The organism is Pseudonocardia nigra, assembly GCF_019396355.1.
In the GTDB taxonomy this organism is placed as follows: domain Bacteria; phylum Actinomycetota; class Actinomycetes; order Mycobacteriales; family Pseudonocardiaceae; genus Pseudonocardia; species Pseudonocardia nigra.
Genome location: NZ_JAHKRK010000138.1, coordinates 1 through 20650, shown reverse-complemented (window position 1 = coordinate 20650; position 20650 = coordinate 1). Strand labels below are relative to the sequence as shown.

General features: G+C 71.3%; 18 protein-coding genes, 2 tRNA genes and 1 pseudogene. 17 read left to right on the top strand and 4 right to left on the bottom strand.

All coding sequences use genetic code 11. The features are described from left to right. From KME75_RS27120 to KME75_RS27100, 5 genes are all read left to right on the top strand, one after another. Window positions 1–648, top strand: a 648-nt coding sequence (locus KME75_RS27120; protein ID WP_246632926.1) for a DUF3566 domain-containing protein, incomplete at its 5' end; no start/stop codon positions are given. 74 nt (window positions 649–722) lie between these two features. Beyond that, window positions 723–796, top strand: a tRNA-Ile gene (locus KME75_RS27115). A 35-nt stretch (window positions 797–831) separates the two neighbouring features. Then, window positions 832–945: a DLW-39 family protein gene (locus KME75_RS27110; RefSeq protein ID WP_219417715.1), complete on the top strand. Its 114-nt coding sequence runs from the start codon at window positions 832–834 to the stop codon at window positions 943–945. 46 nt (window positions 946–991) lie between these two features. Next, a tRNA-Ala gene (locus tag KME75_RS27105) sits at window positions 992–1067 on the top strand. A gap of 81 nt (window positions 1068–1148) precedes the next feature. Then, a complete protein-coding gene (locus KME75_RS27100; protein ID WP_308283120.1) occupies window positions 1149–2522 on the top strand; it encodes a tyrosine-type recombinase/integrase in 1374 nt (457 codons plus the stop codon). Here the strand turns inward: KME75_RS27100 and KME75_RS27095 are convergent. From KME75_RS27095 to KME75_RS27085, 3 genes are read right to left on the bottom strand one after another with little or no spacing between them, the layout of a single operon-like run. After that, the gene (locus tag KME75_RS27095; protein WP_219417714.1) at window positions 2485–3318 is read right to left on the bottom strand and encodes an aminoglycoside phosphotransferase family protein; all 834 of its coding nucleotides are present in this window, start codon (window positions 3316–3318) and stop codon (window positions 2485–2487) included. The two genes, KME75_RS27100 and KME75_RS27095, sit on opposite strands and share 38 nt — an antisense overlap. 38 nt (window positions 3319–3356) lie before the next feature. Continuing rightward, entirely contained in the window at window positions 3357–4064 is a 708-nt protein-coding gene (locus tag KME75_RS27090) for an HAD family hydrolase (RefSeq protein ID WP_219417713.1), read from the bottom strand. Beyond that, the gene (locus KME75_RS27085; protein ID WP_219417712.1) at window positions 4061–4906 is read right to left on the bottom strand and encodes a GntR family transcriptional regulator; all 846 of its coding nucleotides are present in this window, start codon (window positions 4904–4906) and stop codon (window positions 4061–4063) included. The genes KME75_RS27090 and KME75_RS27085 overlap by 4 nt, the downstream gene beginning before the upstream one ends. 114 nt (window positions 4907–5020) lie before the next feature. On the opposite strand from KME75_RS27085, the gene KME75_RS27080 reads away from it, so the two are divergent. The 10 genes from KME75_RS27080 (at window position 5021) to mobF (ending at window position 17397) form a co-directional block, all read left to right on the top strand. Continuing rightward, complete coding sequence (locus KME75_RS27080) at window positions 5021–5404, top strand: helix-turn-helix domain-containing protein (protein ID WP_246632925.1); 384 nt, start codon at window positions 5021–5023, stop codon at window positions 5402–5404. Window positions 5405–5622: 218 nt separating this feature from the next. Further along, window positions 5623–6207 carry a WhiB family transcriptional regulator gene (locus KME75_RS46950; RefSeq protein ID WP_372452676.1) on the top strand — a complete coding sequence of 195 codons (585 nt, stop codon included), beginning with the start codon at window positions 5623–5625 and terminating at the stop codon, window positions 6205–6207. Further along, window positions 6208–6612 carry a hypothetical protein gene (locus tag KME75_RS27070; RefSeq protein WP_219417711.1) on the top strand — a complete coding sequence of 135 codons (405 nt, stop codon included), beginning with the start codon at window positions 6208–6210 and terminating at the stop codon, window positions 6610–6612. It begins immediately after the preceding gene. Then, entirely contained in the window at window positions 6609–7208 is a 600-nt protein-coding gene (locus tag KME75_RS27065; protein WP_219417710.1) for an RNA polymerase sigma factor, read from the top strand. The genes KME75_RS27070 and KME75_RS27065 overlap by 4 nt, the downstream gene beginning before the upstream one ends. Further along, on the top strand, window positions 7205–8002 hold the full coding sequence (locus KME75_RS27060) for a DUF2637 domain-containing protein (RefSeq protein ID WP_219417709.1): 798 nt from the start codon (window positions 7205–7207) through the stop codon (window positions 8000–8002). The genes KME75_RS27065 and KME75_RS27060 overlap by 4 nt, the downstream gene beginning before the upstream one ends. Continuing rightward, window positions 7999–10035, top strand: coding sequence for a type IV secretory system conjugative DNA transfer family protein (locus tag KME75_RS27055; protein WP_308283119.1), 2037 nt, complete (start codon window positions 7999–8001; stop codon window positions 10033–10035). Before KME75_RS27060 ends, KME75_RS27055 begins: the two co-directional genes overlap by 4 nt. A gap of 26 nt (window positions 10036–10061) precedes the next feature. Beyond that, window positions 10062–10370 (top strand): hypothetical protein, encoded by a 309-nt coding sequence (locus KME75_RS27050; RefSeq protein WP_219417708.1) that lies wholly within the window; start codon window positions 10062–10064, stop codon window positions 10368–10370. Continuing rightward, window positions 10367–11245 carry a hypothetical protein gene (locus KME75_RS27045; RefSeq protein ID WP_219417707.1) on the top strand — a complete coding sequence of 293 codons (879 nt, stop codon included), beginning with the start codon at window positions 10367–10369 and terminating at the stop codon, window positions 11243–11245. Before KME75_RS27050 ends, KME75_RS27045 begins: the two co-directional genes overlap by 4 nt. Further along, on the top strand, window positions 11242–11958 hold the full coding sequence (locus tag KME75_RS27040; RefSeq protein ID WP_219417706.1) for a hypothetical protein: 717 nt from the start codon (window positions 11242–11244) through the stop codon (window positions 11956–11958). Before KME75_RS27045 ends, KME75_RS27040 begins: the two co-directional genes overlap by 4 nt. A gap of 819 nt (window positions 11959–12777) precedes the next feature. Further along, complete coding sequence (mobF, locus tag KME75_RS27035; protein WP_219417705.1) at window positions 12778–17397, top strand: MobF family relaxase; 4620 nt, start codon at window positions 12778–12780, stop codon at window positions 17395–17397. Between the two features lie 34 nt (window positions 17398–17431). Here the strand turns inward: mobF and KME75_RS27030 are convergent, their stop codons facing one another. Continuing rightward, window positions 17432–18103: a hypothetical protein gene (locus KME75_RS27030; RefSeq protein ID WP_219417704.1), complete on the bottom strand. Its 672-nt coding sequence runs from the start codon at window positions 18101–18103 to the stop codon at window positions 17432–17434. Window positions 18104–18674: 571 nt separating this feature from the next. Between KME75_RS27030 and KME75_RS27025 the strand changes: the two genes are divergently transcribed. Beyond that, window positions 18675–19322: a MerR family transcriptional regulator gene (locus tag KME75_RS27025; RefSeq protein ID WP_219417703.1), complete on the top strand. Its 648-nt coding sequence runs from the start codon at window positions 18675–18677 to the stop codon at window positions 19320–19322. Between the two features lie 713 nt (window positions 19323–20035). Further along, window positions 20036–20392: pseudogene (locus KME75_RS27020) on the top strand (transposase); the annotation flags it as partial. Window positions 20393–20650: the final 258 nt, after the last annotated feature.

The following is a 20650-nucleotide window of genomic DNA, read 5'->3' as shown; positions in this document are numbered from 1 at the left end:
CCGTCGCCGGCACCCCGGCCGCCCACGCCGGCCCCCGGGCCGGTCCCGGGGCCCGGCCCGTCCGCGGCGGCACCGCCGCCGTGGAACCGGATGCCGGGGGAGGAGGCGCCGGAGCACCGCGAGCCGCCGCAGCCCGCCCGGTCCGAACGGCCGGCGGGGGGTCTCCTCGACGAGGGCCCCACCACGTTCCTCGAGGCCCCGGACCGGTCCCGTCCGGCCCCCGAAGCCGACCAGCCCGCCACGCAGGCCGGTTCGTGGTCCACCATGCGGGCCGTGCGCAACCGCCCTCCGCGGCAGGCGGCGTTGCAGCTCAAGCGGCTGGATCCGTGGTCGGTGCTCAAGCTCGGCCTCGTGCTGGCGGTGGTGCTGTTCTTCATCTGGCTCGTGGCCGTCGGTGTGCTCTACGGCGTGCTGGACGGGATGGGCGTGTGGGACCGGCTCAACGGCACGTACGCCGACCTGGTGTCGGGTGAGACGCCGACCGGCAGCCCGCTGATCAGCGCGGGCCGGGTGCTCACGCTGGCCGCGGTGATCGGGGCCGTCAACAGCCTCCTGTTCGCCGTGGCCGTCACGGTGGGGGCGTTCGTCTACAACGTGTCCGCCGACCTCGTCGGCGGCATCGAGGTCACGCTCTCGGAGCGCGACTGACCTGAGTCGGAGCCCGACAGGGGAGCCGGTTGCAGGCGGTGGAAGGCGCTGGGGTAACCTCGTCTCCATCGCAGGGGCCCATAGCTCAGTTGGTTAGAGCGCGTCGCTGATAACGACGAGGTCGCTGGTTCAAATCCAGCTGGGCCCACTCCCCATCCTCCCGACTGGCAGGACGTGATCCTCGTGAAGAAGTTTCTCGCCGTCGTCGCAGCCCTGGCCGCAGGTGCACTGGTCTTCTCCAAGGTCCGCTCCTCGCGCGCGGAGAACGACCTGTGGCACGAGGCCACCAACAGCTGAGCCGGCACCGCCGCTCTCGCTGAGCGGGTAACGTCCCGCCCAGCACGGGGACGTAGCTCAATTGGCAGAGCACCGCCTTTGCAAGGCGGGGGTTAGGGGTTCGATTCCCCTCGTCTCCACCAGTGTGACCAGCGGAAACGGACGTCGGTAGATCGTCTTCCGCATTCGGTGTCACCGGATCTGTCACCGAGTAGTCTCAGAGCGTGGCCAAGAAGATCAGCACTGGTCGTTCGCGTGGGCACATCCGACAGCGCGGCAACTCGTTCCAAGTGCTGGTCTACGCCGGGAATGACCCCCTCACGGGCAAGGAGATACGCCTCACCGCCTCGGCGAAGACTGAGGCCGAGGCGAAAGCGATCCTGAAGCGCTTCCGGGCGCAGGTCGACGAGCAGCGGCAGGCCAAGACCAACGCCACGTTCAGGGTGGCGATGGACGCGTGGCTGCGCACTCACGACGTCGAGGAGACCACACGCGCGAGCTATGAGCAGTACGCGCGCGTGCACCTCTATCCGGCCTTCGGCGACGAGCCGATCGGCAAGGTGACGGCGCGCTTGCTGGAGGAGTTCTACGCCGAGCTCCGTCGGTGCAGCGCCCGTTGCGACGGCCGTCCTGCGATCGAGCACCGCACCACCGAGCCGCACGAGTGCCGCCTGGTCAAACATCGCCGGCCCCCGGGCCGGCCTCCGGCCGCCGGCTACCCAGCGCACGACTGCGACGAGACCGGCTGCACCGTGGTCGAGTGCCGCCCGCACCAGTGGCGCCCGCTGTCGGCCGCCACGATTCGGCGTATCCACTTCGCCGTCCGCGGCGTTCTCTCCGCGGCCGAGCGTTGGGAGTGGATCACCAGCAACCCGGCCGTACTGGCGCGGAAGCCCCGGCAGCCGACTCCACAACCGGACCCGCCGACCGTCGCTCAGGCTGCCCGGATCATCGACGCTGCGTGGAAGCAGGACGACAGTTGGGGCACGTTGGTCTGGCTGGTCATAGTGACCGGGCTCCGCCGTGCCGAGTTGCTCGCGCTGCGTTGGTCGGACGTCGACCTCGCCGCCGGTGTTCTGACCGTCCGTCGGAACTACGTGCGCGTCAAGCGGACGTCGATCGAGAAGGACACCAAGACCCACCAGATGCGCCGGCTTGCGCTCGACCCGGCAACCGTCGAAGTACTGACCGAGCACCGCGAGCGCTACGACATGCTGTGCCGGCAAGTGGACAGCGAGCCCCAGGAGGCCGCGTTCCTGTTCTCCTACCGGCCGGCGCACGATCGCCCGTGCGATCCGAGCGGAGTCACGCACAGGTACGCCAGAATGTGCGCTGAACTGGGAATCGACAGTCACCTTCACGCGCTGCGCCACTACTCAGCAACGGAGCTGCTCACCGCCGGAGTGGACCTCCGGACGGTAGCCGGCCGACTCGGCCACGGTGGTGGCGGCGCAACTACCCTGCGGGTCTACGCCGCGTGGGTCGGAGATTCGGACCGCAGAGCATCCGAAATCCTCGGCGGCCGCATGAAGCGGCCGCGGCGCGGCGCAGCTGGCGACCTCAACGAAGGTGCCGCCACCGGGACCGGGGATCAGTAAGAGATGCCGCCCGACGGCGTGCTTCCTCGCCGGCCCCTACCGTGCCCTGGGCCGCCATCCGGCACAGCCATCCCACCAAAAGGACCTCCTGAGCTGCCACGCACTGCTCAAGGCGCGCCGCGTCGAGATCGCCCCACGCTGGGAGCAGCTGGTCTACGTCGGGAGGATCGGCGAAGCGTCGGGAGAGTATGAGGAGCTTCGCCGGGTCCCACTCGCGCGGTGCGAGGCAGGCGTACTCGAGATCGATCAACCAGGCGTGGTCGTCGACGTCGACGAGTACGTTGCCGGGCTGGAGGTCGCCGTGGCTGAGCACGACGCCGCCAGATCGGACCAATGAGCCGAGCGCGCCGGATGCTTCACGACAGCGACTGACGAAATCCGATGCCAGGCGCTGCCCGAGCACGGGCAACGACCGGGCGTCCGGCACATCCGGAGGCCAGCGGAGCTCGGGGAGGCCCTCGGGGGATGCGGTCGCCAACCGCGCCGACTCGGCGACGATGCCGGGCCAGTCCTCTGCGGCTGGCGGCCGTCCGGCTACCCATTCGCAGGCCATCGCGTGCCGGTGCTCGGGGAGGCCGATTGGCCCTGCGATGAGCCGGGGGGTGTGGACGCCGGCGCCAACTGCCGCGCGGATGGCTGCTGCCTCCGACGCGACTCCCTCACTCGTCTTCGTCGCAGGACGTGTCAGGACGAGGGCGCTGCCTGACCTTGGCAGGTACCAGATCATCCGAGACGAGGACGAGATCATTCGCGCGCCGTTGCAGTCCAGACCGAGACGTTCGGCAGCGTCGATCATCGCCGCTCGTTCCCCGTGCTGCGGCCGTTCCCGCCGGATCACCGCGGCGCCACGACCGGCACGCGGGCGAGATACTCAGCGAAGAGCCGCATGTCCTCAATCACGGCGTCTGCGCCAGCGAGCACGTCTCGCTTCCCGGGCTTGTTGGCATAGCCGATACAAGCCACACCAGCCGCGCGCGACGCTTCGACGTCGGTCACCGAATCGCCAACGAGAACGGCGGCGTTAGGTTCGACGCCGAGTAGCCGAAGTGCTGCTTCGATTGGGCTCGGGTCAGGTTTCATCAGGTGGGGCTTGCCGTATGCGCGCCCGACGACCGCATCACCGACGAGGTGTGTCAGGCCGTGCTTCCCGAGATACTCGCGGACCGCTGCACCCGAATTGTTGCTCACGATCGCCACTCGGCGTCCTGTCGCCGCGCACGCCCGGAGGCTGCTGTCGCCACCCGGAGTGGGTGAGGCCGAGCCGGCTGCCGTCGTTTCAGCCGTCGTGAGTAGGTCGTCCGCCACCTGTGCCACGTCGGGTCCCAGGAGGGTAGGCGCGAGCCTCAAGACCTCCAGTGGGTCTTCTGCCTGCGATGGGGCCAGGGCCAAGCGCTTTCCGGTCCTTTCCTCCAGGCTTGTTCGCAGGCTGTACGCGACGGTCGGGGCGGGGAAGCCTGCGAACACGGAACAGATCGGCCCATCGAAGTCAAAGAGCACTGCGCGAGCCGCGCGTAGTGTCGTCGCCAGATCGCCGCTACTCATGTTGTGACTGGCCGCCCCACCGACTGCCACACTGAGTCGAACCACTTCTGCGCCTCTCGGACGTACTGGGCGCCGATCGCGGTGTCGTCGTCACTCGACGCAAAGTGGAACAGGACTGCGTCCTTCCCCATCGGGTCGAGGATGGTAGTCGGTTTGTTCTCGATCGATACCTTATGTTCGAGTACCGGGTAGAACCCGAAGAAGACTTCATCTCCGTTGATGATGTAGAGCTTGAATAGTGGACTCGTTTGATAGACGCGGATTTCTGCGGACACCGATCGAACCAGTTGGAGATCCGCAAGCTCTTGCAACGAATCAGTAATCACCTGGTTGAAGCGTCTCGCGATCTGCTGAGCCCGATCCCGCACGCGCTCGTCGTCCAGCTTGGTGCTCGCCAAGGCGGGGAGTCCTACTGGAACCGTGAGGTCTGGCAAGAGGACGCGGAGGGTGATCTCGTCGGGAGTCAGGCGGCCGATGCGGATCTTGTCGAGCGGTTCCTGGAGCGTCCCCGCCAGCGTCTCTCCCGAGAAGCCCGCGAAGTCGATCGTCACCCGCGGGCGATCGAAGGCTTGCTCGATGTGTGGCCGAAGGCCTACCGCTCGCTCGGTGCGCTGCCGCACGAACGAACCCTTGCCCTGGCGCGAGATGACGAGCCCCTCGTCCCGCAGGAGGCCAAGCGCCTTCTGCACCGTCATCAGGGACACGCCGTAGGCCTTCGACAGCTCGTTGAGCGACGGCAGCTGCTCGCCAGGCTCGAACCGCCGCGTTCGGATCGCGGCGCGCAACGCGTTCGCCACTTGCTGAAACGGCGGCCGCGGGTCGTCCGGGTCAAGGTGTTCCACGCAGCGTGACCCTACAGGTCTGCTAGCTGAGCTAGAACTACCCGTCTGGCCGATCTACTCTGCTATCTCTACTAGCTATGTTGGCTACGCAAGCAGAGCAGATGGGAGCGCGGCATGCAGGAGCAGGACAGTTCGGGGGCCGTCAGGCAGACCGAGGTTCAACGGAGCAGGAGGCCTGGCGAGTGGCGGGGCTTCCTCAAGACGCAGGCGCTGGAAAGCGCGATGCGGAAGCGGGCGGCAGGGGTCCCGACCTACTCGGTGCCCGAGGCAGCGGCCTTGCTCAGCATCTCTCAGGAGTACCTCTACCGCCTCATCCAGGCAGACGGATTCCCAGCTGTCCGGATGCGCGCCGGGCGCGGTCAGGGCCGGTACGTGGTGCCGGCGAGGGCCGTCGAGCAGCTGCTCGACGTCGCGACCGCCGGGAGCGCTTGCGTCGAATCGGCGGATGTTGCCGAGCAGTGGCGGTTGTCGGTCCGGCGCGCATCGCAGGAGGCCTGACATGGGAACAATCGGGGTTCTGATCTTCTTCGCCGTCGTCGGTGCAGTGATCTGCGCGAAGGCGCGCAGCGCGGGCGGGGCAGTGATGTTCTCGCTGATCGCGCTGGGGCTGTTCATCGCCACGCCGGCCGGGTCGGGTTTGCCCGGGATGCTGTCGGACTTCGTGTCGTCGGTGTCGAGGCGTCGGAGCCGCTCACCGGTGGGGCGGAGGCCGTGGGATGACCACCCCGAGCAGGAGCACCACGAACGTTCATTGCGAGTCCGTTGCGGGGCATGTGCGGCCGGAGGACTTCCGGCACCGCGCCGCCTGCCGGGACGCCGATGCGGAGGTGTTCTTTCCGGCCGCCGAGCAGGGCCCGGAGCACGACGCGCAGGTTCGCGCCGCGAAGGCGGTGTGCGCGCGTTGCCCGGTGCGGGCGGAGTGCCTGACGTGGGCGCTTGACGCACAGCCCTACGGGATCGCGGGCGGGCTGACCGAGTACGAGCGCCGCGAGGAGCGAGCCCGCCGCGGACGTGGGCGGGCCTGTCGGGTGCGGCAGCGACCAGCAAGCGGGACCCCAGGTGAGGTGGCTGCCGCGGGCCGGGAGGCGATCCGAGCCGGTCTCGACCCGCGGGAGGTGGCACGTGAGTTCGGGGTCACCGAGCGCACCGCCACCCGGTGGGTCGCCCAGACCCGCGCCGGGACGAGCACCGACTGCAGCACGAGCGAGGGGAGCCGCGGCGGCAACCGGGCTCCCCTCGGGACCTCCCACACGCGCAACCCCCAGGCAGGGACCCGAGCAGCGGAAGGACACCGATCCTAGATGCCCACCACCACGAACACGAGCAACGGCGACAGCCGATCGGCGGCCGTGCAGCACGCGGAGCAGGGTGCGGACTCCTGGGAAGCGGCGGCGGGCGCCCAGCGGGCCGCAGTGCCGGAGCACGGCGAGTTCTACGCGCTGGCCGCCGAGCTGGTGGCGACGCTGCGCCACCTGGATGCCCTGGCCGAGGTGCTGTCGGTGCAGGTGGCCGGCTACGGCCGTGTCGTCGCCGCCGGGGGCCGGGTCTTGCGCGATGACGAACCCGGCCACGACCCGGCCGAGCGGCTCGCTATCGCCTCCTCGTGGGCGGCGCAGCTGCGCCACCTGTTGGGCCAGGCGGAGCGGGCCGGGAACCGGTTCTGGTCCGAGGGCGGGCACATCGGGGTCGAGGACGTGACCCGATGAGGCCCGCCGCCCACACCCTTGCCGAACACACCGCCGCCGGGGCTGTGGCCAGCGTGGCGGAGCGGGTGACGCTCGAGGAGCTGTACCGGGCGAACGGGCCTTTCGTGACCCGGTTCGTCGCGTCCCTGGTCCGCCGTGGTGACGGGCACGTGGTCGACGACCTGGTGCAGGAGACGTTCATCAGTGCCTGGCGGGGCCTGCCGGGCGCCCGATTCCACACGCCAGGGTCGGTGCAGGCGTGGTTGTGCACGATCGCCCGGCACACGGTGTCGACGTACTACCGGTCCCGCGCCGGCAAGGTCCGGTCTCGCGAGATCGCGACGGACCCCACCGAGCCCACGGCGGTGTGGAACACCCCGGGGACTGCCACCGGTGATGACGTCGACCGGGTCTGTCTGCTCGTTGACATCGCTGCGTCAATGTCGGCCGCCACCGGCGAGCACCGGCGAGCGGTCGAGCTGCGGGTCGTGGCCGACCAGCCCTGGCACGTGGCCGCGTCCTCGCTGCGGCGAGGGAAGGCCGCCGTCCGGCGGCTGGTCACCGAGGCCCTGGGCGAGCCCGGTGCCGAGTTGGGTGTCGGGGCGGTGCAGCGATGAGCGCCCGCACCGTGCTGTATCTGCTGCTGCTCGTAGTCGCGGCCGCGGCCGCGGTGTTGTCGTTCGCCGCGCTGCGCGATCTCGCGCTCGTGTGTGGTTTCGACGGCCGGCTCGCGTGGCTGCTCCCGGTCGTCGTCGACGCCGGGGCGGCCGCCGGGTCACTGGTCTGGCTGGGTGGGCGGGTCAACGATTCGGCCCGCACGTTCGCCCGCGCGCTCGCGCTCGCGTTGCTGGGCCTGTCGGTCGCAGCCAATGCCCTCGGTCACGGTCTGGCCGCCTTCTCCATCGCGCCGGCCTGGTGGGTGGTCGTGGCCGTGTCCGCGTTCGCCCCCGCGGTGCTCGGCGCGGTGGTGCACCTGGCCGTCCTGGTTGGCCGCCCTCATGACGGCGAGGGCGAGGACCAGGCGGGGCCCGATCCGCTCGTCGTGGTCGACGAGGTCGCGCAGCTGCACACCGCGATCGGGGCCGCGGTCGAGTCCGGCCAGCTCGACGAGCACGGCATGTCCCGGTTCTGGGAGCACGCCCGACCCGCCGCGCCGTCCCGCCGGGATCGGGCCGCGGAGCTGATCGCCGCTGGTGCCGGGCGCCGGCGGCTGTCCCGGGAGCTGGGGATCAGCGAGTACGAGGCCCGCCAGTTGCTCGGTCGCACCCGTACCAGCAACGGCACCAGCGCCGCCAATCCGAACGCCGCCCACGTCACGGCGGACCGCAGCACCGACAGCACGGGCACGGGCCAGGACGCGGCCCTGGAACGGGTGCATGCGGTGAACGGAGCAGGAAGGAGCACGTCGTGAACACCTCGATCCTTGCGTTGCTGGTCGTGCTGGTCGCGGTCGCGATGATCGCGTGGCGCCGCGGCGCCAGGGCTGTCGCGGTCGGTGCCGTGGCCGCCGCGGTGTTGCCCGCGTGGGCGCTGGTCCGCACGTCACATCCGTTCCTGCTCGGCGTGCTGGCCGCGGTGCTGGCTGGGTGGATGTGGCACCGGCATGGCCGGACGATGGCCACCGTCACCCGCTGGGGCACCTCGGCGCGGCGTAAGGCCGGCGTCGCCTCCACCGGCGACATCGTTCGGGTGGGGTCGGCGGTCGCGATGCGCCGCCGGACGCCGCACGTTCGCCCGGCTCTGCGCGCCGCGACTCGGCGGCAGCGGCTGTCGCAGCTGTTGCGGCTGCCGGCCGTCGCGGTGGCGGTCGAGTTGTGCAAGGTCGGCAGGCTGCGGGTGTGGGCGTCGATCGAGGACGTGGTGGTCGTGTTCGGCGGCCCTCGGGTCGGGAAGACCCAGTGGCTTGCGGGGCGGATCATCGACGCGCCCGGCGCCGTCCTCACGACCTCTACCCGGACCGATCTGCTCGACCAGACCGGCCCGCTGCGGGCCCAGGTCGGGCCGGTGTTCGTGTTCAACCCGGTCGGGCTCGGCGGGCGGGCGTCGACGATCACGTTCGACCCACTCACTGGGTGCACCGACCCGGTCACGGCCAATGAGCGCGCGGCGGACATGTTGGCCGCCGCGAACCGGGCCGGGGGTGGGGACCGGGAGTACTGGGATGAGCAGGGCCGCCGCAACCTCGCCGCGCTGATGCACGCCGCCGCGCTGGGCAACCTCACGATGGGCGACGTTCAGACGTGGTTGGCCGACCTCGATGCAGCCGAGGCGGAGATCATCAGCCTGCTGCGCACGCGGAGCACCGAACCGGCGTTCGTTGCCTCGATCACCCAGTTCATCGGGACGAACGACCGCACCCGTACCTCGATCACCTCCACCATCGCTCCCGCGCTCGGCTGGCTCACCCACGGCCCAGCTCGGGCCGCCGCGCTGTCGGTGGCGGAAGGCGGGCTGCCGTTCGACGTCGCCGCCCTGCTGGCCTCCCGCGCGACGGTCTACATGCTGGGTGGGGAGGAGGCGCAGGTCTCCCCGCTGGTGTGCGCGCTGACCGGCTACATCGCCCGTGAGGCCCGCCGCCTGGCCGCGCATTGCCCGGGCGGCCGTCTGGACCCGCCGCTGTCGCTGCGGCTGGACGAGGCCGCGCTGATCTGCCCGGTTCCGCTGGACAAATGGTCGGCCGACATGGGCGGGCGCGGCGTGAGCATCGTGGCCTGCTTCCAGTCCCGCGCACAGCTGGTGGACCGCTACGGCGAGGCCAAGGCCGCGGTGATCCTCAACAACGCTGGCGCCCGGGTGCTGTTCGGCGGTACCGCTGACCGCGACGACCTGAACTACTGGTCCACGCTGGCGGGGGAGCGGGACGAGCCGATCACCACCACCGATCTGCACGGCCGGGTTGCCTCCCGCTCGGTGCGGCGGGTGCCGGTGCTCGCGCCCGCACAGCTGGCGAACCTGCCCGCCGGGCGGGTGGTGGTATTCCGCCGCGACATGCCGCCGGTCGTCGGCCGTGCCGAGCAGGCATGGAAGCGCCACGACGTGCACGGCTTCCACCACCCCGACGCGCTCATCGTCCGCGCCCGCGCCTGGCGCACCCGCCAGCACAACACCGTGACCGGGTGGATCAACGCCCGCACCCGCCCGGCCCGGGCGTGGATGACAGCCCGGGTCCGTGCCGGCGCCGGATGGTGCGCCGCGCGGTGGACCGCGCTGAGGGTGCGGGTGACCGGGCACGGCGGCCCGACCGGCTACCTGGCCCCGCAGGTCGTGCCCGGTGAGGTCATCGACCACGACCAGGCCGCCGCCGCCCACGGCGGCCGGCGGGCGGATGTCCCCGGAGCTGCCCACGGCGCCGAAGTGATTCCGTTCCCGGCCCCGCAGACCCGGCCGCACGCCAGCGAGCAGCAGCACGGCGGGCAGCACGAGCACGACGGCGGTGCGTGGTGAAGCGCCACCGCGAGTACCGGGTGTTGATGAGCTCGATCGTCGCTGTCTGCGCGGCAGCGGCCGTATCGAGCGTGGTGCCGGCCGTCGAGCACATCGTCGGGGCGGCGCTGCTCGCCGCCGGACTCGGGTGGCTTGTGCTCACGACCGTCCGGCGGGAGCGGCGCATCCGAGCCCGCCTGGCCGACCCCCGCACCCATCGCGCGCCCCGCTCCGGTGTCGGGGCGCCCAGGTCGCGGATGGGACCAGGTGAGCACACCCCGGTCTCACCCGCCCCCATCCCCAGCCAGGACGGCACCCCGGCCGCGTCCGCCACACCGATCGAAGGTGCCCAATGAGCCCGTCCACCGACCCAACCCACGACGCTGCGGCACCGCCCACCGCTCGGGAGATCACCGCCCTGACCGCCCGCCTGCGGGAGCTGTCCGCCCGCGGGTGGGACGTCGACCCGGCGGAGCGGGCGGCGTTTGTCGCCGACAAGGACGCCCTGATCGACCGCATCCGCGATGCGAGCACCGACGGCCCCGCGGCGGACCGATCCGCGGCGGCCGAGCAGTCGGCCCGCGCAGAGCCGGTGCCGGAGGTGCACGAGGCCGACGAGGTCGTGTCGCGCGCTGAGGCGGCTGAGCGGCTGGTTGAGCTCGGGCACGACTGGGCCAGCGCCGAGGCGATGGTCACCGAGTACCTCCACGACACCTCCCGGGCGTTCGGGGTGCCGGTCTACCAGTGGGGCCTGGACCAGCACGACGTCGACGACATTGCACGCACGCACTGGTGGGTCCACACCGACCGCGGCGAGACTCTCACCGAGGCCCGCGAGCGGGCCGCCCGCCTGGCGCAGGAGTTCACCGACCAGGCCGCCGCGGTCGACCGGGACCGCCATCCCGGCTATGCCGAGTTCCTCACCAACGATGCGCGCACCTGGGCCGAGCGCGGCCGCACCCCCGAGCCCTTCACCCGCGCATCCCACGCCAAGGACCACCCAGCCGACCACCAGGCCGACGACGTGGTTCCCGACACGGACGGCGAGCAGGACGGCCACGCCGCAGCCGTGTCGGTGATCCCCGGTCCGGTGGGCCTGCCAGCGCCACGGCAGGTCGACGACGAGCAGGAGGGCCGCGACCAGCTCACCGCCTGGCACACCGACGACCACATCAACGACCACGCAGCCGCGCACGCCGACGACGCCACCCGCGATGAGGAGGTCTGGTGACCATGACCGACACCACCGAGCCCGCCCCACCTGGCAACGCGGCGCCCGGGCCGGATCCGCGGGTGCTCGCGATGGCCCGCGCGTTCGACCGGACCCGGCGCAAGGTTGACGGGCTGGAGAAGCAGGTGCACCGGCTGGCCGAGGACGTCACGCGCCTGGCTGGCGTCCTCTCCGCCGGCCGCCCCGGGCCGGCCGGCGGAGCTGCCGGGGACGCTGCGGGCGAGGAGGACGGCGAGGGCGGGCCGCCGCCGGTGCGGTCGTGGCTGCTCGCCGCCGACCCCGACCAGGCCGTGACCGATCTCGCCGATCTCATCGAGTGGCTCGACCGGGTCTACTTGCGCTACCCGGGCACAGAGCTGGCCGCGTGCTGGCTGTGGCACCCGCACGTGATCGAGGAACTGTGGTGGCTGCGCCGGGCGCACGCCGACGCCTACCACCCGCAGGCCGGGTCGTGGCTGCGAGTGGGGGACTGGCACGACCGCCAGCGGCCCGCCGTGGTCCGCCGGGTCCGGGACGCGATCGGCAAGTGCGACCTGTCGCTGCACGCCCCGGGCAAGCCCAACGGACGGCCGCCGCAGGTGGCGCCACTGGCCGCGCACGCCGCCCAGATCGCCACCGCGTGGGCGACCAGCAGCACCCGCCCCGAACCGACCCCGGCGCAGATGGACGAGGCCGCCGCCTACCTCCAGGCGCTGCACCGGAGCCTGCGATGACCCGCCCCGACTGCGCGGTCGCGGGCTGCGGACGGCCACACTACGGCCGCGGTTACTGCCGCCCCCACCATGCCCGTTGGCGACGCCGCGGCGACCCACAGGCCGCGGTCCCCGTTGCGCGGACGTCTCCGGGTAGGGACAGCTACTGGTCGGTTCACCGGCGGGTCCGGGTCGAGCGCGGACCGGCCGGTAGGCACAGCTGCGCCGGGTGCAGCGCGTCGGCGCTCTTCTGGTCCTACGACGGCACCGACCCCGACGAACGCACCGACCCGGCTCGGGGCTACCGCTACAGCGTCGACCCCGCGCGGTACGCGCCGCTGTGTCGCTCGTGTCACCACCGCACACACCGGCGCGGCCGGGCCAGTGGCGTGCTGGACGTCCAGCGTGCCGCTCGCCTCTACCTGGCGGGCGCCAGCTCCCGCGGGATCGGCGCACTGCTCGACGCAAGCCCGAAGGCCGTCCTCCGCGCGCTCCGCGCGCACGGCGTCCCCATCCGCCCCAACAGGCGGCAACGCAAATGACATCCGCGAGCAAGGACAGCGGCTCGAACATCTGTCAGCTCAGGACGGAGCGCAGAGAACCGGCACCACCCAATCGATCACGACGCCGAGCACCGCATTCCAGACCCAGCGACATCGAGCCGAACGATCAATACCCGAAGATCACCGACCCAGCCACACGACAGCAGACAAGATCAAATCGCACGTACGAAGGACAACAACACACGCAAGTACAAGAGCAAAGCGGACCATTGCATCACGATCCGACGGTGGGGTCCGCGAGCCCTGACGGGCCCGCGGACCCCGGAGGACCAAGATCATGTTGAGGATGCGGACGGGGCACGACACCGACTACTTTCACGACGCCGTCGCGAAGGGCCGGGACGGCTACTACACGGACGCGTCGGCCGCGGGGGAGCCACCCGGTCTCTGGTACGGCCGGGGCGCCGAGGCGCTCGGGCTGACCGGCGAAGTGGACGCGGAGATCATGAAGGCGCTCTACACGCATGGCCTGGACCCCCGCGATCCGGCGGTCGGCTCGCGGGAGACGTGGGGCAAGGCGGCGCGGTTCGGGAACCCGCCACGGAACTACAAGCCCGCTGACGAGATCTACGCCGCGTTGCTGGAGGCGTACCCGGAGGCGGGGCCGGAGGAGCGGGCCGAGCTGCGCGCCCAGGCGGCCCGCAGCGCGCGGCAGTCGGTGGCGTTCTACGACATCGTGTTGTCCGCGTCGAAGTCGCAGACGCTGTTGTGGGTGGCGGCCGAGCGCGGCGCGCGGGAGGCCGCCGCGGCCGGCGACGAGCAGGCCGCGGCCGAGTGGCGACGGGTCGCCGGCGTCGTGGAGGAAGCGTTGATGGTCGGTCATCGCGGGGTGCTCGACTACCTCGCCGAGCACGCCACGTACGCCCGGGCCGGGCATCACGGCGGCGGCGGTGGGCAGTGGGTGGAGGGCACCGGCGGGTTGATCTCCGCGCAGTTCCTGCAGCACGACTCCCGGGACAAGGACCCGCAGCTGCACGTGCACGGCCCGACCGCGAACAAGGTCGAGTGCGGCGACGGGAAGGTGCGGGCGCTGGACTTCACGTTGTTCACCCAGCACCACGACGCGGCCGCCGCCTACGGCGAACGGATCGGCGAGGCGTACCTGTACCAGCAGCTGGGTGTGCTGTGGGAGACCCGCCCGAACGGGAAGGCCCGGGAGATCGCGGGCATCGACCCGGACGCCGCCGGGTTGTTCTCCAAGCGGACCGCGGCGATCACGCCGGCGGTGGAGGAGCTGATCGCCCGGTTCCGGGCCGAGACCGGGCGCGCCCCCACCAAGACCGAGCGGTCCGGGCTGGTCGAGCAGGCCGCCTCGACGACGCGGCGGGCGAAGGTGTTCGGCGCCGAGACTCGCGACGGGCAGCTCGCCCGGTGGGCCGCGGAGTACGACGCGGCGTTCGGCCGCGAGTTCCCTGCGATGGCTACCGCCGCGTTGGGTCGGGCACCGGCACAGCCCGACCTGTGGTCCGAGCGTGACGTGATCTCCCGCGCGCTGGCCGAGATGGAGGACTCCCGCCAGTCCTGGACCCGGTCAAACCTGATGCTGGCGGTGTCCAACGCGCTGCCCGGCCACCTGGGCGTCGGCCCGGACCACGTCCAGCCGCTGCTGGAGGGGCTCACCGACAGGGCCCTGGCACTCGCGCAGCACATCAACCCACGCACCGGACCGGAAGGACTGGACGCCAAGTACTACCGGTCCGACGGCGAGAGCGTGTTCGTGAAACCGCATTCGCAGCGGTACGCCACCCAGACCCAGATCCTCGGCGAGGACGAGCTACGGGCCGCCGCGGTCCGCCGCGGCGCCCCGATCTGGTCGACGGAGGATGCCGACGAAGTGATCGCCCGGTTCGCCCGTGCCGGCCGCGAGCTGGGCGCCGACCAGGCCGCCGCGCTGCGCGGGATCTTGACCTCCGGGGCGGCGGTGGAGGTGCTCAACGCTCCCGCCGGAACCGGGAAGTCGTTCCTGGTCGGCGCCCTGGCCGACACCTGGCCCCTCACCGGCACCGTCCCCACCCACCCTGTCGGGGGCGGTGACCCGGGCGCCGATCCCGGCTCAGGTGCTGGCGACGGGCCGCGGGTGTTCGGCGTTGCCTACGGCCAGCGCCAGGCCGACGTCCTCTCCGAGGAGGGCGTGAAGTCGCTGAACATCCGGCGCTGGCTCGACGGCCAGGCCCGCCTCGACGACGGGCACGGCACCGCCGAGGACGAGGCATTCCGGCTGCGGTCGGGGGATTTACTCGTGGTCGACGAGGCCGGCGCGGCCGCGACCCCGGACCTGGTCGCGATCCACCGCCGCTGCGAGACGGCGGGGGCGAAGCTGCTGCTGGTCGGGGACCACAAGCAGCTCGGCTCGGTGGGTGCCGGTGGCGCGTTGGCCGACATCGCCGAACGCGGAATCACCTATGAGCTGGCGGAGGTCCGCCGGTTCACGGAAGGGTGGGAGGCGTCGGCGTCGCTGCGGCTGCGCGACGGGGACACCGCGGTGGCCGCCGAGTACGCCAAGCACGGCCGGCTCGTCGACGCCGGCACCGCCGAGCAGGCCGAACAGGCCGCTGCGCGGGCGTGGCTGGCCGACACCATCGACGGTCGCGACGCCCTGCTCGTCGTCGGCTCGAACGCCGCAGCGGCGCGGGTATCGAATCAGCTGCGCGCCGACCTCGTCCGCCTCGGCCGGGTCGCCGAGACCGGCGTACCGCTGGAGGCGCCCGGATGGGAAGGCAGCGTCGCCGGGGTCGGGGACCTCATCCAGGCCCGCCGCAACGCCTGGCACCTGGAAGGCTGGCGCGGCAACACCGAGGCGCCGATCAACCGCCAGACCTACCGCGTTACCGCCGTCGCCCCGGACGGCGGCGGGTTGACCGTCGCCCGGGTCACCGGCCGCAACGACGACGGCGCCGAGCGGCTCGCGGAGCCGTTGCAGCTGCCCACTTCCTACGTCCGTGAACGCGTCACCCTGGCTTACGCGTCGACGGTGCACGCCGCGCACGGCCGTACCGTCGGGCACGGCTACGGCGTCCTCACGCCCGGCACCGATGCCGCCGCCGCGTATGTGCAGGCGACTCGCGGCCGGGACGGCAACACTCTGTTCGTCGTCACCCGCCACGTCGCCGACACCGCCGAGGTCGGCGAAACCCAGAAGGCCATCCGCCGCAGCCCGGCAGAGGTGCTGGCCGACGTGATCCGCCCACCCGAGCACGACCCCAACCGCACCGCACTCACCGAGGCCGAGACCGCTGCCGAGCGGGCCCGGGCCACCGCGACCCACGCCGACCCGCTGATCGCCGTCATCGGCGACATGACCGTAGGGCGGACCGGGCGGTGGCTCGACCAGCTCGCCGCCGCCGACACCCTGCCCGAACACCACCGGGTCGCGCTCGCCGCCGACGAAGCCCGCACCTCGCTGGACCAGCTGCTGAGATCCGCCGAGTTGGCCGGGCACGACCCCACCCAGGTGCTGCGTGACGCCGTCACCTCATCCTCGCTCGACGGGTCCACATCGGTGGCGCAGGTGCTGCACTTCCGCATCCGCACGGCACTGGAGGGGAAACTCGACCCACAGGTGTCGAGCTTCGCCGACCTGCTGCCACGCGACCTCGACGAACACGACCGGGCCGGGCTCGAGGCCCTGGCCGCCGCCGCGGACTCGAGGCGGAACGAACTCGGCGCCCAGCTCGCCGAGAAGCCGCCGGCATGGGCCCGCGAAGCCCTCGGCCCCGTGCCCGACGCCGCCGACGATCCCGTCGGCCGCGCCGAATGGGAGCACAAGGCCGGATGGGCCGCGTCCTACCGCGAATGGGCCGACCACACCGACGACGCCGACCCGCTCGGCGCCGCACCCCCGGCCGGGCTCGCCGAGAAGCACGCGGTGTTCCGCGCCGCACATGCCGCGTTGGAGCTGTCCACCGCTGGCGCCGAAGAAGAAGCCATGTCCGAGGGCAGGCTCCGCGCCCGCGTCGCCGCATGGGAACGCGAGCAGCGGTTCGCGCCCCGATTCGTGGCCGACCAGCTCGAAGCCGCGCACGAGGCACTGCGCGGGGCGCGCACCGACGCGACGGTGTGGGCCGCTCGCGCGGACGCCGAGACCGACCCGCTCGAAGCGGACCAGCTCCGCGCCGCTGCCGAGGAAGCGCGCCAACGGGCCGAGGAGCTGGCCCCGGTCGTCGCAGATCTGGAGTTCGCCGACGACACCCGCACCGCGTGGCGCTACGAAACCGAGGTCACCCGGGACAAGGCCGAACGCGCCCGCTACGCCGCCGGGCTGCGCGGGATCAACCTCGACGACCCCGGCGAGCGGGTCACGGCAGAGGAATGGCTCGACGCCCACCTCGCCGAACAACTCGCCGCCGACGCCGACCGCGCCATCACCGAGCACGACCTCGACCCGCGACACGACAGCGACCAACCCGAGCACACCGACGCGCGGGACAACATCGACCAGCCGAACCACGACCAGCTACCGGACGCCGGGAGGGATGAGGAGGGCGACCAGAGCGGTCGCTATACCGACCGCGGCAACGACGACGATGCACACGATGACCACGGCCGAGGCGACGGCGGCCGACACGACGAGGTGGTAATCGAGCCCGCGCCGCCCGACATTCGCGAGACCTCGGTTCCCGACGCCGGTGAACGAGTCGACCCGCAGCACCGCCGCCGCATCCCGCTGCCCGACGAGGCAGCCGCCACAGTCGACCGCGCCCAGCTCGCACTCGACGAGATCAAGGCCCGCCGCGACGCGGAGGCCGCCGAACAGGCCCACGCGGCCGAAAGCCCGCCCGACGAGGAAGAGCGGCGAGACGAACTGAACCGCTGGGACGAACAGGACCGCGCCGACGTCGACGCGAGCGCGGCTAGCAGCGACGCCACCGCCGACGTGCTGGACCAGGCCCATAGATGAGACGAACGTCGGCCAGCCAGCACCGTGCAGCAGCTCAGGGGCCGGGCTCTGTCGCCATGTCCGCGAGCCAGGACACGCCGAACCCGGAGCGTTGCAGCGCCGCGCGAGTCACGTCCAGATTTCCGCCGCGCTGCTCGCGCCACAATCCGAGCAGCTCCGCAACCGGACCCGGCAGCGCCGCGCCGCGCTGCTCGCTCGGCGCCCGCCACTCGACGATCACCGATGCGTACATCGTCTCGGACTTCGCCCCGTACCGCGGGGTGAATGGATGCCACCGCACGATGTGGTCGTCCAGCGTCGCGTCCACCATCACCAGGCCAGCCGGGAACTCCTCGCCAGGCTCCCCGAACGCCATGCACAACTCGGCGTTCTCCCACGCCACCAGCAGCCGCGGACCCGCCAACACCGACGGCAGCAACCCCAAGCCGCGCACCGCGTCCGCCGCATCCTGCCCACGCGCGTAGCGCCGAGCAGTCACGCTGCCCATGAACACCGCCCCCAGCGTCGGCGAGGACACGAACATGAACACCGACGGCCGCGCGCACACACCGTGCGTCCGCAGCATCGACTCCGCACCCGCCAGAGCTGATCGCTCCATCTCAGCGACTATCTCGTCCATCCCGTCTGTGACCACCATGACGCGCAGTGTGAACCCGTACACCGACAGTTCCAGCACGTCGAGCACCAGTGACGGGCAAAGAGCCACGGGGGCTCCGCCCCCGCACCCCGGCCCTCACTCCGGTGGAGCAGACAAGCCGCACGGCTGCGGCGAGCACGTGGAGGAGCTGGGGGAGGGGGGTGGGTCGTGGCTCCACCGCCGACCGGTCGCCCTGATGGGATGCCACACCGTCGCCGGGGCCGCAAGGCAGGAGCACGCCGGCGACGACGGGTACGAGGCGAACAGCATGCCTCGCACCCGCCGCCACCAGCGCGCCTTGCAGCCCCGACGACGGCGCGGCCTTGCTACGCACGCCCGATCGACGGTGGAGCCACTCAGGCCGAATTGCGCGCGGGATGCCCGCGCAGTCTCGCGGAGGCGGCATTGTGCTACCAGCCTCGGTGAGGGACCGCGCGCCGTCCAGTTAGTCTAGACGTCAACCGCCCGATCCTTCTCATCCCGTGAGCGGCCGCGGCGGCGAGTACGCCCGGCTTCCCGCCAACCTCGGGGCCACCTCCATGCTCTGGGGGAGAGAGCGTCATCAGCTCGCTCGTTGTTCCCGCTGGCACCCAGGTTCGGACTTGACCTGTGAGTCGGGTGTCAGGTTTAGCGTTGGGGTGTGGAGCACACGGTCAAGCAGGTTGCGTCCCGGGTGGGGTTGCCGGAGGGGACGGTCCGCTACTACGACCGCATCGGCCTGGTGACCCCGGATGCCCGCAGCAGCGCCGGCTACCGGCTGTACGGCCCGGAGGAGGAGGGCAAGCTGCGGTTTGTCCGGCAGGCCAAGAGCCTGGGGTTGTCCTTGGACGACATCCGGGGGCTGATCGCTGCGGCCGAGCGGGGCTGCTGCGGTGAGGTGATACCGGAGCTGGATCGGCTGCTCAACGACAAGCTGGCCGAGATCGACGCTCAGCTCGCCGAGCTGGCCGCATTCCGCGCGCGATTGGTCACATTTCGCACCGGGGAAGGTGCTGGCTGTGGATGCCGCAGGCACGGCGCCTTCTGCGGCTGCCTCGATGGTGCGTCTTCGCCAGTGGAACCGACAGTGATGAAAGGAAGGACGACAGAAATGCATCAGAGCAAGGAGCTGGACATGGTCAATACCTGCGGCTGCGCCAGCAGCGCCGGCGGCTGCGGCTGCGGCTGCGACGGGAGCTGCGGCTGCGGTGACACCTCGCAGGCCACCAGTGCCGAGGAGCAGATCGCCGAACTCGAGCAGGCCAAGCGCGACATCGACCAGCGGCTCGTCGAGCTACAGCGGTCGTGAGTTCGAACCCGGTCCGGGGATGCCGTCGCGTCCCCGGACCAGGGTCCGCGGCCCGGCCCTGCCGATTCCCGGTGGTAACAGGCGCGGCGGCAGGAAGCTGGCGGACGGATGCGTCCAGGGCGAGGGGCTCGGCGAACGGTGCGGCGTGCGCTCGCGGCGCCGCTGACCACACACCAGCAGGTGGTTGCTAGGAGGATCAACATGAGCGTTTCGACAGACGCCCAGGCCGATCATGCAGTGTGTAGCTGCGGCTGCTGCGGTCCGGCCAACGAACAGAAGAGGGCGGCCGAAAGTGCGAAGGGCAACGCGCGGACGGCGTGTCGCTGTAGCTGTGGATGCGGCAGCGAGTCCGGCTGCAGCGAAGCCGGGTGCTCGTGCGGCTGTGCCTAACGGCTAGTTTCCTGATTGCGGATTTTGTAGATCGCGTGGCTCATATCTCCCTGAGGTGGCGCGATCGATGAGCCGAGGACCGAAGACTATGACTGATTCGAAAGCTTGCATGCCTCTTGAGGAGTGTCGGCGCATGCTCGTGGAGCTGCAGGAGCTGCGGCTGCGGCTTACGACGTTGGAGCAGGCGGTGGCCGACTTCGTCAAATCGGTTGAGGGTGAACGCGGCGAGTAGTACAGCCAGGAAAAGTGCCGGCTCTAATACTGCAACGGCACTTCGGCGTGTCGTGAGAGGGTGAGGTCTGTTCGGCGGTGATGATCACCGCGTGGTGGATCTTGCTGGGTGGGTCGCGTCGTTGGATGCGGTGGTGGAGCTGATCGCGGGCCGGTTCGGTCGGGTCGAGCCGCGCCGGCGTGTTGGGGCGTACCTGCGGGGTCTGCTGGCCGGGTTGGAGCGCAAGAACGGGTGGACGCTGGCCGAGCACGCCGGTGCGGTGTCGCCGGACGGGATGCAGCGGCTGCTGCGCACTGCGGGCTGGGATGTCGATGGCGTGCGCGATGACCTGCGTGGCTATGTGCTCGATGAGCTGGGTGACCCGGCTGGGGTGTTCATCGTCGACGAGACCGGGTTCGTCAAGAAGGGGACCCGTTCGGCCGGGGTGCAGCGTCAGTACACCGGCACCACCGTGCAAGATCGACACCCGCGGCCCGTCTCCAGCACCTGACCCGGGATCGGCGCCCGGGTCGCCGCCCCCGACAGGGTGGGTGGGGCCTCGGCGGGCGGATGCGGCGGCCTCCCCGTCCCGCTGCCGACGCCTAGAGCGTGTCCCTTGGATCATGGGACGGGGTCGCGGAGCCAGATCCTGATCGAGGCGACGTCGATGGTTCCGCGGAACATGTAGTCGCGCTTGTCGTAGCGGGTGGCGACCGCGCGGTGGCCC